The 16343-nt window shown below is 69.0% G+C and carries 18 protein-coding genes; 11 read left to right on the forward strand and 7 right to left on the reverse strand.

Going from position 1 to position 16343, the window contains the following annotated elements; genetic code table 11:
• Window positions 1-147: 147 nt before the first annotated feature.
• The 3 genes from ACWZHB_RS22865 to ACWZHB_RS22875 are packed head-to-tail and all read right to left on the reverse strand — an operon-like array spanning window position 148 to window position 2873.
• Entirely contained in the window at window positions 148-1704 is a 1557-nt protein-coding gene (locus tag ACWZHB_RS22865; RefSeq protein WP_427903879.1) for an FAD-binding protein, read from the reverse strand.
• A gap of 51 nt (window positions 1705-1755) precedes the next feature.
• The gene (locus ACWZHB_RS22870; protein ID WP_427903880.1) at window positions 1756-2022 is read right to left on the reverse strand and encodes a hypothetical protein; all 267 of its coding nucleotides are present in this window, start codon (window positions 2020-2022) and stop codon (window positions 1756-1758) included.
• Window positions 2019-2873, reverse strand: coding sequence for a PHP domain-containing protein (locus tag ACWZHB_RS22875; protein ID WP_427903881.1), 855 nt, complete (start codon window positions 2871-2873; stop codon window positions 2019-2021). Before ACWZHB_RS22875 ends, ACWZHB_RS22870 begins: the two co-directional genes overlap by 4 nt.
• A gap of 85 nt (window positions 2874-2958) precedes the next feature.
• Between ACWZHB_RS22875 and ACWZHB_RS22880 the strand changes: the two genes are divergently transcribed.
• On the forward strand, window positions 2959-4020 hold the full coding sequence (locus ACWZHB_RS22880; RefSeq protein WP_427909268.1) for a magnesium and cobalt transport protein CorA: 1062 nt from the start codon (window positions 2959-2961) through the stop codon (window positions 4018-4020).
• On the opposite strand, the gene ACWZHB_RS22885 is transcribed toward ACWZHB_RS22880, so the two are convergent.
• The 3 genes from ACWZHB_RS22885 to ACWZHB_RS22895 form a co-directional block, all read right to left on the reverse strand.
• Window positions 4017-4598 carry a suppressor of fused domain protein gene (locus ACWZHB_RS22885; protein WP_427903882.1) on the reverse strand — a complete coding sequence of 194 codons (582 nt, stop codon included), beginning with the start codon at window positions 4596-4598 and terminating at the stop codon, window positions 4017-4019. The two genes, ACWZHB_RS22880 and ACWZHB_RS22885, sit on opposite strands and share 4 nt — an antisense overlap.
• A 4-nt stretch (window positions 4599-4602) precedes the next feature.
• Complete coding sequence (locus ACWZHB_RS22890; RefSeq protein WP_056813349.1) at window positions 4603-5097, reverse strand: general stress protein; 495 nt, start codon at window positions 5095-5097, stop codon at window positions 4603-4605.
• Window positions 5098-5173: 76 nt separating this feature from the next.
• Window positions 5174-6103 (reverse strand): HpcH/HpaI aldolase/citrate lyase family protein, encoded by a 930-nt coding sequence (locus tag ACWZHB_RS22895; protein ID WP_427903883.1) that lies wholly within the window; start codon window positions 6101-6103, stop codon window positions 5174-5176.
• A gap of 52 nt (window positions 6104-6155) precedes the next feature.
• Between ACWZHB_RS22895 and ACWZHB_RS22900 the strand changes: the two genes are divergently transcribed.
• The 9 genes from ACWZHB_RS22900 to ACWZHB_RS22940 all read left to right on the forward strand — a co-directional run bounded on the left by ACWZHB_RS22900 (window position 6156) and on the right by ACWZHB_RS22940 (window position 13743).
• Window positions 6156-7463 carry a magnesium transporter MgtE N-terminal domain-containing protein gene (locus tag ACWZHB_RS22900; protein ID WP_427903884.1) on the forward strand — a complete coding sequence of 436 codons (1308 nt, stop codon included), beginning with the start codon at window positions 6156-6158 and terminating at the stop codon, window positions 7461-7463.
• Window positions 7460-8050, forward strand: a complete 591-nt coding sequence (locus ACWZHB_RS22905) for a DUF1003 domain-containing protein (protein ID WP_427903885.1) — start codon at window positions 7460-7462, stop codon at window positions 8048-8050. Before ACWZHB_RS22900 ends, ACWZHB_RS22905 begins: the two co-directional genes overlap by 4 nt.
• Before the next feature lie 111 nt (window positions 8051-8161).
• Window positions 8162-9523 carry a lytic transglycosylase domain-containing protein gene (locus ACWZHB_RS22910; protein WP_427903886.1) on the forward strand — a complete coding sequence of 454 codons (1362 nt, stop codon included), beginning with the start codon at window positions 8162-8164 and terminating at the stop codon, window positions 9521-9523.
• 96 nt (window positions 9524-9619) lie between these two features.
• On the forward strand, window positions 9620-10483 hold the full coding sequence (locus ACWZHB_RS22915; RefSeq protein ID WP_427903887.1) for a lytic transglycosylase domain-containing protein: 864 nt from the start codon (window positions 9620-9622) through the stop codon (window positions 10481-10483).
• Between the two features lie 27 nt (window positions 10484-10510).
• On the forward strand, window positions 10511-11647 hold the full coding sequence (locus ACWZHB_RS22920; protein ID WP_427903888.1) for an Mrp/NBP35 family ATP-binding protein: 1137 nt from the start codon (window positions 10511-10513) through the stop codon (window positions 11645-11647).
• A 37-nt stretch (window positions 11648-11684) separates the two neighbouring features.
• Window positions 11685-12005 (forward strand): DivIVA domain-containing protein, encoded by a 321-nt coding sequence (locus ACWZHB_RS22925; protein WP_427903889.1) that lies wholly within the window; start codon window positions 11685-11687, stop codon window positions 12003-12005.
• On the forward strand, window positions 12002-12634 hold the full coding sequence (locus ACWZHB_RS22930; protein WP_427903890.1) for a DNA-3-methyladenine glycosylase I: 633 nt from the start codon (window positions 12002-12004) through the stop codon (window positions 12632-12634). Before ACWZHB_RS22925 ends, ACWZHB_RS22930 begins: the two co-directional genes overlap by 4 nt.
• A gap of 105 nt (window positions 12635-12739) precedes the next feature.
• Window positions 12740-12907 carry a DUF3117 domain-containing protein gene (locus ACWZHB_RS22935; RefSeq protein ID WP_011211259.1) on the forward strand — a complete coding sequence of 56 codons (168 nt, stop codon included), beginning with the start codon at window positions 12740-12742 and terminating at the stop codon, window positions 12905-12907.
• Entirely contained in the window at window positions 12904-13743 is an 840-nt protein-coding gene (locus tag ACWZHB_RS22940) for a putative RNA methyltransferase (protein ID WP_427909269.1), read from the forward strand. The genes ACWZHB_RS22935 and ACWZHB_RS22940 overlap by 4 nt, the downstream gene beginning before the upstream one ends.
• A 106-nt stretch (window positions 13744-13849) precedes the next feature.
• Here ACWZHB_RS22940 and glgA read toward each other — a convergent pair whose 3' ends face one another.
• Window positions 13850-15013, reverse strand: coding sequence for a glycogen synthase (glgA, locus tag ACWZHB_RS22945; RefSeq protein WP_427909270.1), 1164 nt, complete (start codon window positions 15011-15013; stop codon window positions 13850-13852).
• A 110-nt stretch (window positions 15014-15123) separates the two neighbouring features.
• Between glgA and glgC the strand changes: the two genes are divergently transcribed.
• Window positions 15124-16341, forward strand: a complete 1218-nt coding sequence (gene glgC / locus ACWZHB_RS22950) for a glucose-1-phosphate adenylyltransferase (protein ID WP_378993377.1) — start codon at window positions 15124-15126, stop codon at window positions 16339-16341.
• The last annotated feature ends 2 nt before the right edge of the window (window positions 16342-16343 follow it).

The following is a 16343-nucleotide window of genomic DNA, read 5'->3' on the forward strand; positions in this document are numbered from 1 at the left end:
CCGGCGGTGGCAAGGGTAGGGAATCCGCAACATTCTGCCAGCACGGTGCGCCTATTACCAAACCGCGTCATGTGTCGAGCGTAGCCGCGTCGAATTGCCGTGGCGTAAGCGAAAACTCGCAGTGCAGCGGGAACATCCGGTGAACTCTCACACCGTGGCGGGGGTGGCCGCGGTGAGCTCGCCGCCGAGCGGCTCCGGCCATTCCTCGCGGCGCACCCACACGTCGTCGAGCCCACCGCAGCGCAGCCGCACCCGCCAGTCGGCGTGGGCGGCCGGGTGGTCGATGCGCCGGTGGATGCCGCGGGTCTCGGTGCGCACGAGCGCGCTGTAGCCGGCCCACCGGGCGACGGCGAGCAAGGCGGCGGCCTGGCGCGCCCGCAGCTGCCCGACGCCGAGGCCACCGAGTTCGAACTGGGCGCCGGGCCACATGGCGTCCAGTTCGGCGATGCTGTCGCCGAGGCTGCCCGCGCTGCGCCGGTAGCTGCGCCGCAGCGGCAACGTGTGTTCCTGCACCAGACCGACCACCGAGCGCGGGTCGATATGAGCATGGGGACCGAGGCCGGCGCCGGGCACAGCGCGCGCACTGCTCGCCCGCTCGTTGACGAGCGCGAACGCGGCGGCACCCTGACCGGCCCAGGTGCCCGAGGCCAGCGCCCACGCGCCATTCAGTCCCGCGGTGGCGCCCGCCGCTCCGGTGACGACCTGCCTACCGGTCACATCGCCCGCGCAGAACAGGCCGCGGATCGTCGTCGAGCAATCGGTGCCGGCGATGGCCAGCCCACCCGCACCGCGAATGGTCCCCTCCAGCACCGCCCGCACGGGCACCCGGCCCGTGGCATCGATCGCGCCGTGTCTGCTCAACCAGTGCCGCACCGTGTCGGGCACCTCGTTCAGTGCGGCGAAGACCCGCCGACCGTCCGCGATCGCGGTGAGTGCCGCCGGGTACCGGTCGGGCAGTTCGGCGCCCGCCTCGTCGTAGAGGGCCGCGAAATGCACCGAGAGTCCGGGCGCGACCGCCGGATGCGGAAGTACTCGCGACAGCACCGGCGCCAGTCCGTAGGCGCTGGAGAATTCCATCCCACACAGTTCGGCACCGGCCTCGGCCGCCATCAGCAGGCCCTCGCCGGTGCTCACCTCGGTTCCCGCACCGCCGGACAGGAAGGCACAGCCACCGGTGGCGACCACGACCGCACCCGCCCGGATGGCCCACGGCCGAAACTTGTTGTGGCGCTGGACCCCCGCGGCCCCGGCCACGGTGCCCGCCGGATCGACGAGTAGTTGCAGCGCCGGATGGTGATCGAGAATCCGCACGCCCGCCTCTAGCGCGCCGCGACGTAGTCTGCGCAGGTAGCTCGCGCCGTCGAAGTGAAGGTGGGCCGGGTCGCCGTTCGGGTGTGGCACGCGGTGGCGCGCGCCCGACCAGGTCTGCAATTGCCGGTGGGTCTCGTCGACGACGCGGTGCAGCCAGGCCCGATCACCGAGCCCGCCACCGGCGGCGAACACCCTCTCGACCGCCTCGGGCCGCCCGGGACCGGGCGGGATATCCCAGAGCACGGTGGTGCCGTACACGGTGGGACCGCTGGAACCGCAGCGGCTCTTGTCGACCAGAATCACCCGCGCGCCCGTCGCCGCGGCCGAGACGGCGGCCCAGAGCCCGGCGGGTCCACCGCCGAGGATCAGGACGTCGGTTTCGATACTGGCCACAAAGAGAAATATTCGGGCACCGTTCACCCGGCCGCAACCATTACGCGGCCATCAACCCCACCATTGTGTCCAAAGCAATACACCGGCCGTGATCAAGACCGTCCCGGAGCCGAACAAGGTGGACATTCCGCGACGCCGGTCGGCGAAAACCTGCGCGACGACCACCACCACGGCGGCCACGAAATGCCACGTCAGCGATTCGGCGCCCGGCCCCGGAAAGTCGCGACGCGAGCCGATCACCGCCGCTCCGATGACCACACACAACAGGGCGAGCACCCCGCCCGCGACGACGCCGCTGACCGTGCGCACCAGTGTCACGGGGCGATCACCGGCGTCCCGCTCGCCTTGTCGATGAGCGCCTCGTACTGGTCGGGATCGGTGCCACACGCGCCGATCTCGATGGTCTTGTTGGTGCCGTGATAGTCCGACGAGCCGGTGCGCACGAGGCCCAATTCCCGCGAAAGTCCGCTCAGCACAAGGCGATCGGCTTCGCTGTGATCCGGGTGGTCGATCTCGAGCCCGCCGAGGCCCAGCCCGGCCAGCTCCCTGATCTCGTCGAGCGCCAGCAGCCTGCCCCGCTTACGCGCGCGAGCATGGGCGATCACACTGACGCCACCCGCGGCCGCGATCAACTGCACGGCCCTGGTCAACGGGGTATCGGCCTTCTCGGCGTAGTACGGCCCGTGCGGGGCGAGCAGATCGATGAACGCGTCGTTCACACTGTCGACCACCCCGGCCGCCATCAGCGCCTGCGCCAGATGTGGCCTGCCCACCGCCGGACCCGCGCTCGCCATCACCGCGACGGGATCGATCGGCAGTCCGTCCGCCGCCATCTTCTCGGCCATCGCGCGCACCCTGGCCACCCGCTCGCCGCGCAACCGCTCGCGCTCGTCGGCGAAGCCGCGATCGGCCGGGTCGAACAGATACGCCAGCAGGTGCACCGGCACCGGGTAGCCGTCCTCCCCCATACCCGTGCACGACATCTCCATGCCGCGCACCAGGGTGAGCCCCGAGGGGCGGGCCGCCTCGGCCTCGGCCCAGCCGCCGGTGGTGTCGTGGTCGGTGATCGCGACGACGTCGAGACCGGCCGCCGCGGCATGCCGCACCAGTTCGGCAGGGGTGTCGGTGCCGTCGGAGGCGGTGGAATGGGTATGCAGGTCGATGCGCACACCCTCAGTCTTACAGTGCGGTCTCGGGTCCCGCGCGTCGCCGGTCGCTGCCCGTAGGATCCGCCTGGTGCCCTCCCTCCCGCCGATGCCGTCGTTTCACGGGCCGAATCGCGTGACGAAATCGCCGAGACCGCAAGTCCCCGTGCCGACGGCGCGAGCGATCGTCGACTGCGGGGTCTACGTCGACGGCAAGCGGCAACCAGGGCATTTCACGCCACAGCAGGCACTGACAGCGGCCGACGCCACCGATTCCGGATTCGTCTGGATCGGCCTGCACGACCCGGACGAGCGGCAGATGAACGACATCGCCTCGACCTTCGACCTGCACCCGCTGGCGGTGGAGGACGCCGTGCAGGGGCGTCAGCGACCCAAGCTCGAGCGCTACGGCGACACGCTGTTCCTGGTCTTGAGTACGGTCTGCTACATCGACCACGACATCGACTCGACCAGTGAGATCGTCGAGACCGGCGACATCATGGTCTTCACCGGACCACGCTTCGCGATCACGGTGCGCCACGGCGAACACACCCATCTGTCGAACGTGCGCCACGAGCTGGAAGCGCAGCCCGAACAGCTCGGATACGGGCCGACCGCGGTCTTGCACGCCGTCGCCGACCACGTGGTCGACACCTACGTCGACGTCACCGAATCCGTCGGCGGTGATATCGACGAGATGGAGGAGGCGGTGTTCACGCCCACTTCGAAGATCGGCATCGGGTCGATCTACCAGCTCAAACGCGAAGTGGTGGAACTGCGAAGGGCGGTGGCGCCGTTGGCGGTTCCGCTGGAGCGGCTGGTGAACAACACCGACCTGCCGGTGCCGACCGAGATCCGCCGCTATCTGCGCGACGTCGCCGACCACCAGGTCACCGTCGCCGATCACATCAGCTACTTCGACGAAGCGCTCAGCAGCTTGGTCAACGCGGCGCTGGCCAAGATCAGCGTTCAGCAGAACACCGATATGCGCAAGATCTCGGCCTACGCCGCGATGGCCGCGGTGCCGACGATGATCGCCGGCGTCTACGGCATGAACTTCGACCACATGTGGGAACTGCACCAGGTGTGGGCCTACCCCGCGGTGCTGCTCGTCATGGCGGGGCTGTGCGCGCTGCTGTTCCGCAGTTTCCGCCGCAACGGGTGGCTCTAGAGCGTCACCGCGCCGCGCTCGGGGTCACGCACGTCGATACCGGCCTCGGCCCAGGCATCGCGCAGTGCCTGGGCACCGCGCACCCGCACCCAGGCGGCCTCGGTCGCGGTCACCGGGGTGACGCTGAGATAGCGGACCGGCTCGGCGGGATCGGGCAACGGGATCGCGGGAATATCACTCTCACCGAGCACGACCGCGGTGAACTTCGCGTTGCGCCACAGCGGTTCGCCGAGATCGAGGAGCGCGTCCGCTTGCAGCACAACGCCTTCCACCGACGGCGAGGCGACGAGGATGCCGAGGGACTTGGCCACCCCGACCTGCGGATCGGCGCTCATCAACAGTGTCAGCACCAGTTCCGCGCGCGGGCCACGCACCGGGTCGGCCAGGAGATCGGACGGATCTCCCATCGGATGACGTGAACCGCCCAGCGTCGCGTAATGGACCGCGCCGTCGCCGGGGATGCGCAGGATCTCGACGGGTTCGAGCCCGAGGAAGGTCAGCGAGGCCGAATCGACCTGCGCGCGTTCGACTTCGAAGTGGTCCAGCACCGCGGCGCGGACCGTGTTCTCCACATCCATCGCGCTACAGGGCCAATCGGGCCAGCATGTCGCGGGCCTGTTCGGCCGACTTCGGGTCACACAGCACGTCGTAGCGCCCCGCGACCAACTGCATGGTCGAGGCGAAATCGCGCTGGCCCTTCGTGGCCGCGTACGGGATCGAGGTGGTGATCACGCCGAACACGATGCCGCCGAGCAGGCCGACGACGAGTGGTCCGAGCGCACCGCCGGTGGTGGTGAACAGGCTCAGCAGCAGACCGAGGAACAGGCCGAGCCACGCGCCCGACACCACGCCGCCGCCGATGACCTTGCCCCACGTCAGCCGGTAGAGCACCCGCTCGACCTGCATCAGATCGACACCGACGATGGTCACGTCCTGCACCGGGAACTGCCCGTCGGCCAGGTAGTCGACCGCACGCTGCGCCTCGGCGTAGGTCGGATAGGAGCCGACCGGCCAGCCCGACGGCGGCGTCGGCAACGCCTGCCGCCCGCGATTCGAGTTGCCCAAGGGATTCGTCATAGTCCTATTCTGCTATTCGTCGACCGACTGTGCCGCAGTGAAACGCACCATCGCGCTGCTCGGCGGCTATCGGCGATCAGCCGGCAGTCCTTGTCATTCCCGCGGCGCGGCCTTTGTCGGCTACCACCTGTGCCATTTTGGCGCTGGCCTCGTCGATCATCTCATCCCCCAACATGACAGCGCCACGTGCGCCGCCCGCCTCGGAGGTGTGGAAGGCGTAGGTCTCCAAGATCAACTCGGCGTGGTCGTAGTCGGCCTGGCGCGGGCTGAAGATCTCGTTGCACGCCTCGACCTGGCCGGGATGCAGCACCCATTTGCCGTCGAAACCCAGTGCGGCCGTGCGGCCTGCGGCTCGACGGAACCCCTCGACATCGCGAACCTGCAGGTAGGGGCCGTCGATCGCCTGCAGGCCGTGCGCACGCGCGGCGAGCAGGATCGTCATCAGGATGTGGTGGTAGGCATCGCCGACGTCGTAGCCCTCCGGCTGCTCGCCGACGACCAGCGTGCGCATATTGATGCTGGCCATGAAATCGGCGGGCCCGAACACCAGCGCCTGCACGCGCGGGCTCGCGGTGGCGATCGCGTCGATATTGCGCAGGCCGAGGGCGTTCTCGAGCTGCGGTTCGATGCCGATCCGGCCCACCTCGAGGCCGCTCGCCTTCTCCAGCTGGGTCAGCAGCAGGTCAAGGGCCCGCACCTGACCGGCGTCGGTGACCTTGGGGAGCAGGATCGCGTCGATCCAGCGGCCCGCGCCCTCGACCACGCTGATCACATCGGCGAAGGTCCACTCGGTCGACCAATCGTTGACGCGCACCACCCGCAACTGCGCGCCCCAGCCGGGTTCGTTCAGCGCCGCGACGATGTTCGCCCGCGCCGCGGCTTTGGCACCGGGGGCGACCGCGTCCTCCAGGTCGAGGAACACCTCGTCGACCGGTAGCGTCTTCGCTTTCGCGATCATCTTCGGGTTGCTACCCGGCACCGCGAGTACCGAACGACGTGGCTTCATGAGGAGCGCCTCCTGACTCTGTCGGCCGGTTCCGACCGATAGCCTGATGGTCATGGCAACCACCAGGGTGTATGTCGCCCGGCTCGCCGGCCTGACGGTGCTGGGTCCGGACGGGGAGTCTATCGGCCGGGTCCGCGATGTGGTCGTCGCCGTCCGGCACGGGCGCCAGCCGCCACGCGTGCACGGGCTCGTCGTCGAATTGCTCACCCGGCGCCGGATTTTCGTGCCGATGCTGCGGGTCACCGCGATCGAACCGGGCATGGTCACGCTCAACACCGGGACCGTGAGCCTGCGCCGCTTCGCCCAGCGCCCCGGCGAGCGCCTCGCCATGGCGCAGATCCTCGATTCGCCGGTGCGCGTGAACGACCCGGATCTGCCGGATCTGGCCGAGGTCGACGTGCTCGTCGCCGATCTGGGGATCGAGCAGACCAGGACCAGGGACTGGATCGTCAGCCGGGTCGCGGTGCGCGGGCATCGGCGGATCGGGCGCAGGCGCTCGGTGCACGTGGTGGAGTGGTCGCAGGTCGACGGGCTCACCCCCGCCGAGGTGGACCGGCCCGGCCAGGACGTGACCACCCTGCTCACCCAGTTCGAGGGGCTGCGCGCGGCGGATGTCGCGCACCGGTTGCGCGAGCTGCCGGAGAAACGTCGCATCGAGGTGGCGATCGCGCTCGACGACGAGCGCCTCGCCGACGTGGTCCAGGAACTGCCCGACGACGACCAGGTCGACCTGCTCGGCCACCTCGAGGTGCGCCGCGCCGCCGACGTGCTGGAGGCGATGGACCCCGACGACGCCGCCGACCTGCTCGGCGAGCTGCCCGAGAGCGAAGCCGAATCACTGCTGGCACTGATGGATCCCGAGGAATCCGAGCCGGTGCGCCGGCTGCTCGCGCACTCCCCTGACACCGCGGGCGGCCTGATGACGCCGAAACCGATCGTGCTCGGGCCCGCGACGACCGTCGCCGAGGCGCTGGCCCGGGTCCGCGACCCCGACCTCACGCCCGCCCTGGCCTCGATGGCCTTCGTCGTCCGGCCGCCGACGGCCACGCCGACCGGCCGCTATCTGGGCTGTGTGCATATTCAGCAGTTGCTGCGGGAGCCGCCCGCGCATCTGGTGGGCGGGATCGTCGACAGTGATCTCGCGCCGTTGTCACCCGATCTGCCGCTCTCGGCGGTGACCCGCTATTTCGCCACGTACAACCTCGTGTGCGGGCCGGTGGTCGACGCGGAGAATCACCTGCTCGGCGCGGTGACCGTCGACGATGTCCTCGATCATCTGCTGCCAGAGGACTGGCGCGAGGAAGAGCCACCGGCACTCGGCCAGATCGAGGCGAGCCTGGCGAAGGGGAGTTCGGCGTGAGCGAGAAGAATCAACCACGGCAGCGGCTGGAGACGCCGGTCGGGTCGCGCTTGCGCTTCGACTGGGACTCCGACGCGTTCGCGCAGGGCAGCGAGCGGGTGGCGCGGTTCCTCGGCACCGGGCGGTATCTGGCGATCCAGACGGTGATCGTCATCGTGTGGGTGCTGCTCAATGTCTTCGCGGTGACACTGCGCTGGGACCCGTACCCGTTCATCCTGCTCAACCTGGCCTTCTCCACCCAGGCCGCCTACGCCGCGCCGCTGATCCTGCTGGCGCAGAACCGCCAGGACAACAGAGACAAGGTCTCCCTCGAAGAAGATCGCACCAGGGCCGCGCAGACCAAGGCCGATACCGAGTTCCTCGCCCGTGAACTCGCATCCCTGCGCTTGGCGGTCGGTGAGGTCGCCACCCGTGACTATCTGCGCCGTGAGCTGGAGGAAATCAAGGACGTGCTCGACCGGATCGACGCGGTCACCACGCCCGACGGCGCGCCGAAGACGGACAAAAAGCGAAAAGCGGTCCGCAAGAAAACCTCCGGTCAAACGCCCTCTTCCGCCCCGATTTCGCCTGGTGCTCCAGATGCATGACCGGAAATGCTCAACAACTACCTGACCGGTAGGTAACCTGGATCACGTTGTTCCGGGCGGGCCGGAGGGGGACTCTGCGGACCGCCGCTTTTCGACGAAAAGGGTGTGGCCGTGCGAATCTCTGCTCCGATAACGATGTCGGCCCTTGTCGTCGCAGGTCTCGTCGCCTCGGGGTCGGGGGTGCACACCAGCGAACCGAGCACCGCGCCGACCGCGCCGGAGGCCCTGCTGGCCGCCACGGCAGGCACCGCCGAGGACACACCCGAAACCGATCCGTCCGAGATCGTCGGCCTGTTGCCGGTCGCGCAGGAAGCACCGCGCAGACTGCGGGCGCTCAACACCAACACCGCCGCACCCTTCGCGGGAACCGTTCCACTGCAGAGCATTTCGCTACCCACCGGTAGCGGCGCGCTCGGCATCCCGGAGATCGTGCTCGCCGCCTACCGCAACGCGGAGCTGGCCATGGAATCCGCGCAGCCGGGCTGCGGGCTCACCTGGAACCTCCTGGCGGGCATCGGCCGGATCGAATCCGGGCACGCCAGCAGCGGTCGCACCGACCCCGCCGGAACGACGACGACGCCGATCTTCGGGCCCGCGCTGGACGGCACGCTGCCCGGCAACGAGATCATCAAGGAAGCCGACGGCGGATTCGTGCGGGCACTCGGCCCCATGCAGTTCCTGCCGAGCACCTGGGTGCACTACGCCGCCGACGGCAACGGCGACGGCGCCTCCGATCCGCACAATGTCTTCGACGCCGCGCTGGCCGCGGGCAAGTACCTCTGCTCGGGTGGCATGAACCTGCGCGAGGCGGCCCAGGAATTGCGCGCGGTGCTGCGCTACAACAACTCCATGTCCTACGCGGCCAACGTACTGAGCTGGTCGGCGGCGTATCGGACCGGCGGCGCGCCGAGTCAGGTGGCCATCTCGCCCGAGATCATCCCGCCGGGCAGTGGACCGCTGGTGGCGCCGAATGTGCTGGCGGCGTCTACCGATACGCCAACCACCACCCCCAAGCCCGCGCCCACCACACCGAAGACCACCACGCCGACCCAGGTGATGATCACGCTGCCCGGTCTGCCGCCGATCCCGTGTGGCATCTTCTGCCCGGCGCCGGTCGCCCCGCCCGAGAACTGCGTGAGCCAGCCGCTGCCCGCCGACATGCCGAACCCGCTCGAACCCGACAAGCCCGCAGGCAAGCCCGCCGAGCAGACCTACGGCGCTGCGGCGCCGAAGGATCCGGCCGCGCCCGAGCAGCCGGTCGTCGAGCCCGCCGCGTGCACCCCGGAGGCTGCCGTCGCACCGGTCGAGCCCGCACCCGAAACGCCGGAGAAGACGCCGGAACCGGGTGTCGCGCCTGCCGAGGAACCCGCACCCGCCGAGCCCGCGCCGGTCGCGCCGACGCAGCAGCCCGGCATCACGCTGCCGTTCGGCATCGTCATCCCGCTGCCGCCCGCCCCCGCACCAGCCCCGTAGAAATCAAACCGAAACTCAGATCACAGAGGGGTAACAAAAAGGTCTCGGGTGCGGTAATCTCTTCTCATCCAACACGGTTGAGGAGGGCACCACACAGTGGGTCGTCATCGGAAACAGTCACCTGCGACAGTCCGCCGCAGCTCGCTCATCGCACTGACCGGTTTGGTCCCCGCTGGATTGGTAGCCGTCACCGCGGCCGCCACCGAGGCGACCACGGCAACCAACGCAGCTGTCGAGCACGACCTGCTGCCCGGCACCGACCCGGAGCCGACGGCCAACCTGGTCGCGGCGCCACAGGCCGACATCGCCGACATCGTCCATGCGGAAGCGCGCCAGTCGGCCTCGGCTACGCCGGTCGTGAAAACCGTTGCGCTGCCGGATGATCGCGTGTCCGCCGATATGCCCGCGGGCCCGCTCGGTATTCCTGGCATCGCCGTGGCGGCCTACCAGACCGCCGAACAGCAACTGGCCGTGGAGAATCCGCACTGCGGGATGTCCTGGTCGCTGCTGGCCGGCATCGGCCGCGTCGAATCCACCCACGCCTACGGCAAAGCCGACGCGCAGGGCAATCCGATCAAGGCGGTCTACGGGCCCGTTCTCGACGGCAGCCTTTCCGGCAACAATGTCATCCACGACAGCGACGGCGGCGAGCTCGACGGCCTCGGCGGCTACGACCGCGCCATCGGCCCGATGCAGTTCCTGCCCGAGACCTGGCACCGCTACGCGGCCGATGGCAACGCCGACGGCGTCGCCGACCCACAGAACCTCTTCGACGCGGCCCTCACCGCGGGCCGGTACCTGTGCGACGGCGGCCTGAACATGCGCGACCTGTCGCAGCAGTCGAAGGCGATCCTGCGTTACAACAACTCGATGGCCTATGTCGCCAACGTGATGGCGTGGTCGGGTTCCTACTCCAGCGGCCTCGCCCCCAAGCCCCAGGACCTCCCCCAGATCCACTAGGTGGCCGTCGACGCATAACATCGGGGTATGTCAGTGATTACGGAAGCGGATGTGCGGGCGGCGCTCGCGAAGGTCGACGACCCGGAGATCCGCAAACCGATCACCGAGTTGGGGATGGTCAAGTCCATCGCCATCGCCGACAGCGGTGATGTGCACATCGAGATCTACCTGACCACCTCCGGGTGCCCGTTGCGGACCGAGATCATTCAGCGGGTCACCAAGGCCGTCGCGGACGTCAACGGTGCGGGGGCGGTGACCGTCGATCTCGATGTGATGAGCGATGAGCAGCGCACCGAGCTACGCAAGTCGCTGCGTGGGGATTCGGCCGAGCCGATCATTCCGTTCGCCCAGCCGGGCTCGCTGACCCGCGTCTACGCGGTGGCTTCCGGTAAGGGTGGCGTCGGCAAGTCCAGCGTCACCGCCAACCTCGCCGTCGCGTTGGCGCAGCGCGGGCTGTCGGTCGGCGTGCTCGACGCCGATATCTACGGCCACTCCATCCCGCGCATGCTCGGCTCCGACGCCAAGCCGACCCAGGTCGAGCGGATGATCATGCCGCCGGTCGCGCACGACGTGAAGATGATCTCGATCGCGCAGTTCACCCAGGGCAACACCCCCGTGGTGTGGCGTGGGCCGATGCTGCACCGCGCGCTGCAGCAGTTCCTCGCCGACGTGTTCTGGGGCGACCTGGACGTGCTGCTGCTCGACCTGCCACCCGGCACCGGCGACGTCGCGATCTCCATCGCCCAGCTCATCCCCGGCGCCGAGATCCTGGTCGTCACCACCCCGCAGCCTGCTGCCGCCGAAGTGGCCGAGCGTGCGGGCGCGATCGCCCTGCAGACCCGCCAGCGCATCGCGGGCGTAGTCGAGAACATGTCCTGGCTCGCCCTACCTGACGGTTCCCGGATGGAGTTCTTCGGCTCCGGAGGCGGTCAAGAGGTCGCGGACCGGCTCACCCGCGCGGTCGGCGCGAACGTACCGCTTCTCGGCCAGGTCCCCCTGGAACAGGCGCTGCGCGAAGGCGGCGACGAAGGCACACCGATCGTCCTGTCCGACCCGACCAGCCCGGCCGCGGTCGCCCTGCTCGACATCGCCGACAAACTCGCCGTCCGCAAGCGCGGCCTCGCGGGCATGTCGCTGGGAATCGACACCACCCGCCATCTCTGATTCGGGGGTTGTCGGTGGCTTTGCCTAGGCTGGGAAGATGCTGACGCTGCTTCTTTACGTGCTCATCGTCGGGTTGGTCGCGGCGATGCTGTTCCTCGTCGCGAGTGCGGTGTTCGGGCGGGGCGAGGAACTCGGGCCGCTGCCCGAGGGGACCACCGCTACCGTGCTGCCCGCCGACGGGGTCTCGGGGGCCGATGTGCGGGCGTTGCGGTTCCAGCAGGTGGTGCGCGGGTACAAGGCCGGCGAGGTCGACTGGGCGCTGGGCAGGCTGGCCGAGCGGATCGATGAGCTGGAGTTCGAGTTAGCGCAGGCCCGGCACTGGCAGGCCCAGGCGACGGCGGGCCAGGAGCGCGGGTGAGCGAGCTCGCCGACGACGGACTGGTTCGCTGCGACTGGTCGACCGGCTCCCAGCTCTACCGCGATTACCACGACACCGAGTGGGGGCAGCCCCTGCACGGCGACGACGCCATGTTCGAACGGCTCTGCCTCGAGGCATTCCAGTCCGGCCTGGCGTGGATCACCGTCCTTCGCAAGCGGCCCGCCTTTCGCACCGCGTTCGCCGGATTCGAGATCGCGAAGGTCGCCGAGTTCGACGATCACGACCGCGCGCGGCTGCTGGCCGACGCGGGCATCGTGCGTAACCGCGCCAAGATCGACGCGGTGATCAACAACGCCCGGGTTGCTCGCGACCTGCCGGTGAGCCTCGACGAGCTGGTGTGGTCGTTCGCACCCGCGCCACGCCCACGGCCGACCTCGATCGCGAATGTGCCCGCCACCACACCCGAATCCATTGCTCTGGCAAAGGAATTGAAGCGTCGCGGGTTCGCTTTCGTGGGCCCGACGACGGCGTATGCCCTCATGCAGGCAACCGGCATGGTGGACGATCACCTGGATGTTTGCTGGGTGAGAGCGGTACCGAACGGAACCGACTCAGCAGTCACATTTCGTACTCAGGTGTCCGCCCGCGGCGGCAATAGGGAAGAATAGGACCGGTGTGGCCCGCCGAACACCCGGCGAGCCCGCTGGTTGGCGACAACCGGCAGACGAGAAACAGTGCGCAGAACCACCGCGCAGATCTGGAGGGAGCAGAGGATGGCGGCCATGAAGCCCCGTACCGGGGACGGTCCCCTCGAAGCAACCAAGGAAGGTCGTGGAATCGTCATGCGGGTTCCACTCGAGGGTGGCGGGCGTCTGGTCGTCGAACTCACACCGGACGAGGCTGCGGCGCTCGGTGACGAACTGAAGAGCGTCACCAGCTGAGTGCGCTGACCGAGGTCGCCGCACTTCTGGCCTGTCCGGAGTGCGGCGACGAACTGCATCCGCACGATCGTGCGCTGCGATGCGGTACCGGTCACAGCTTCGACATCGCCCGCCAGGGTTATGTCGGACTGCTGACCGGCGCATCGACGAAAATGACCGGCGACACCGCCGACATGCTCGACGCCCGCGCCGCTTTCCAGGGCGCGGGCCATTTCGCCCCGATCGCCGCGGCGATAGCGCACGCCTTCGATGCGCCTACCGACGCCGACGCGGTGCTCGAGATCGGCGCGGGCACGGGCTACTACCTCGCCGACGTCCTCGACGCGTACCCCAGCCGCTTCGGCATCGCCTTGGACGTGGCCAAGCCCGCCGCCCGCCGAGCCGCCCGCGCACACCCCCGAGCGGCGTCCGTACTGGCCGACGCCTGGCGCGGCCTACCCCTGCGCGACGGCACCCTCACCGGAGTCCTCTCCGTCTTCGCCCCGCGCAACCCCGCCGAAGTCGCCCGCGTCCTCGCACCCGGCGGACGCTTCGTCGTCGTCACGCCCACCGCTCGTCACCTGGGCGAGCTGATCGGCCCCCTCGGCATGGTGCGCGTCGACCCCGACAAGGACCGCCGCCTGGCCGACGCACTGGCCGACACCTTCACCCGTACCACCCACACCCCCGTCGAGTTCCCGATGAAGCTGTCCCGCACCGACATCACCAACGTCGTCGCGATGGGCCCGTCGGCCTTCCACGGCACCCCCGCCGACGACCCGCGCATCGCGGCGCTACCCGACATCACCGAAGTAACGGCCTCGGTGACGGTGTCGACCTACTCGCCGAACCGCTGACCGCATTCGCACCGATCAGCCCGCGATCCTTCCCCGCCGACAGCACCGCACCCGACGACGCACGCGCGAGGACCCCACACACACAGCCCCGGGTACGCACCGAGCACTAGCGCAGCACGCTCCGATACACCTCGAGCGTGCGCTCGGCGATTCGCGCCCAATCGAACTCCGCGATCGCGCGTGCCCGCCCGGCCTCGCCGTAGCGCACCGACAGCGCCGGATCACCCGCGACCTCGTTCACAGCAGCCGCGAGCCCCAGCTCGTACTCGCCCGTCGCTTCGGGGTCGTAGTGCACCAACCGACCGGTGACCCCGTCGTCGACCACCTCGGGAATCCCGCCCACATCGGAAGCCACGACCGCGGTCGCGCACGCCATCGCCTCCAGATTCACGATGCCGAGCGGTTCGTAGACCGACGGGCACACGAAGACCGTAGAGGCGGACAGGATCTGGCGGACCTGTTCGGCGGGCAGCATCTCCTTCACCCAGAAGACGTTGCCGCGCTGCCGCTGCAATCCGTCGACGGCCTCGGCGACCTCCACCTCGAGTTCCTTGGTATCGGCCGCACCCGCGCACAGCACCAACTGGATATCCGGGTCGAACGCGGCGGCCGCGGCGAGCAGATGCCCGACGCCCTTCTGTCGCGTGATCCGCCCGACGAACGACACGATCGGCAGATCGGCGCGTACCCCGAGCCGTTCGAGCACCGGCCGCTCCCCGGCCGGCGGGCCGGGATGCCACACCTGAGCGTCGATCCCGTTGTGCACCACATGGACTCGATCGGGGTCGATCGCGGGGTACGCGTCGAGCACGTCGTGACGCATGCCCTCGCTCACCGCGATCACCGCATCGGCATGCTCCATCGCCGTGCGTTCCGACCACGACGACAGCCGGTACCCCCCGCCGAGCTGCTCGGCCTTCCACGGCCTGCGCGGTTCCAGCGAATGCGCCGTGAGCACATGCGGAATCCCGTACAGCATGGCGGCCAGGTGACCGGCCAACCCCGCGTACCAGGTATGCGAGTGCACCACGTCCACACCGCCCGCCGCATCGGCCATCCGCAACTGCGCCGACATCATCTGCAACGCGGCGTTGGCGGCATACAACTCGGGGTCGGGGCGGTGCACCACGGCACTGTTGCGCGGCGCGCCCATGCAGTGCACGGTGACGTCGCAGAGCTCACGCAACCGGGAAGTGAGTTCGGTGACATGAACTCCCGCACCGCCGTACACCTCGGGCGGATACTCGCGGGTCAGCATGGCGACCCGCAGCGATTCCGCCTGCGTCCGCTCGCCAGCGCCACCATCACTCACAGCCTCAAATTAGACCCTCGGGTCGACATGGGCCACCGTAGCCGCGCTGGCACTGTACTTTGAGCAGGGTGAGGAGCCAGCCGCACGTACTCGGGATCGTGCTCGCCGGTGGCGAGGGCAAACGACTGTTTCCGCTCACGGCCGACCGGGCCAAGCCCGCCGTTCCGTTCGGTGGCGCGTACCGGCTGATCGACTTCGTGTTGAGCAACCTCGTGAACGCGGGATACCTGCGCCTGTGCGTGCTCACCCAGTACAAGTCGCATTCGCTCGATCGCCATATCTCCCAGACCTGGCGCCTGTCCGGATTCACCGGTGAGTACATCACTCCGGTGCCGGCGCAGCAGCGGCTCGGGCCGCGCTGGTACACCGGCAGCGCCGACGCGATCATGCAGTCGCTCAACCTGATCTACGACGAGGACCCCGATTACATCGTGGTGTTCGGCGCCGACCACGTGTACCGGATGGACCCGGAGCAGATGGTGGCCAGCCATATCGCCTCGGGCGCCGGCGTCACCGTGGCGGGCATCCGGGTGCCGAGGGCGGAGGCGAGCGCGTTCGGCTGCATCGACTCCGACGAGTCGGGCAAGATCACCCAGTTCCTGGAGAAGCCCGCGCACCCACCGGGCACCCCCGACGACCCGAACGTGACGTTCGCGTCGATGGGCAACTACGTGTTCACCACCCGCGTGCTCGTCGACGCCATCCGCGCCGACGCGGAGAACTCCGACTCCGACCACGATATGGGCGGCGACATCATCCCGAAGCTGGTCGCCGACGGCAAGGCCGCCGTCTACGACTTCGCCGACAACGACGTCCCCGGCGCCACCGAACGCGATCGCGGCTACTGGCGCGACGTCGGCACCATCGACGCCTTCTACGAGGCGCACATGGACCTGGTCTCGGTGCACCCCGTGTTCAATCTCTACAACAAGCACTGGCCGATCCGCGGCGCCGCCGAGAACCTGCCGCCCGCGAAATTCGCCCAGGGCGGGCTCGCCCAGGAGTCGATCGTCGGGGCGGGCTCGATCCTGTCGGCGGCCACGGTCCGCAACTCGGTGCTGAGCTCGAACGTGGTGATCGAGGACGGCGCCACGGTCGAGGGCAGTGTGTTGATGCCCGGTGTGCGGATCGGGCGTGGCGCTGTCGTGCGCCACGCGATCCTCGACAAGAACGTGGTGGTCGGCGAGGGCGAGATCATCGGCCTCGATCTCGACCGTGACCGGGAACGTTTCGCTGTCAGCAACGGCGGGGTCGTCACCGTCGGCAAGGGCATCTGGGTCGGCTGAAA

The organism is Nocardia sp. FBN12 (genome assembly GCF_054031145.1).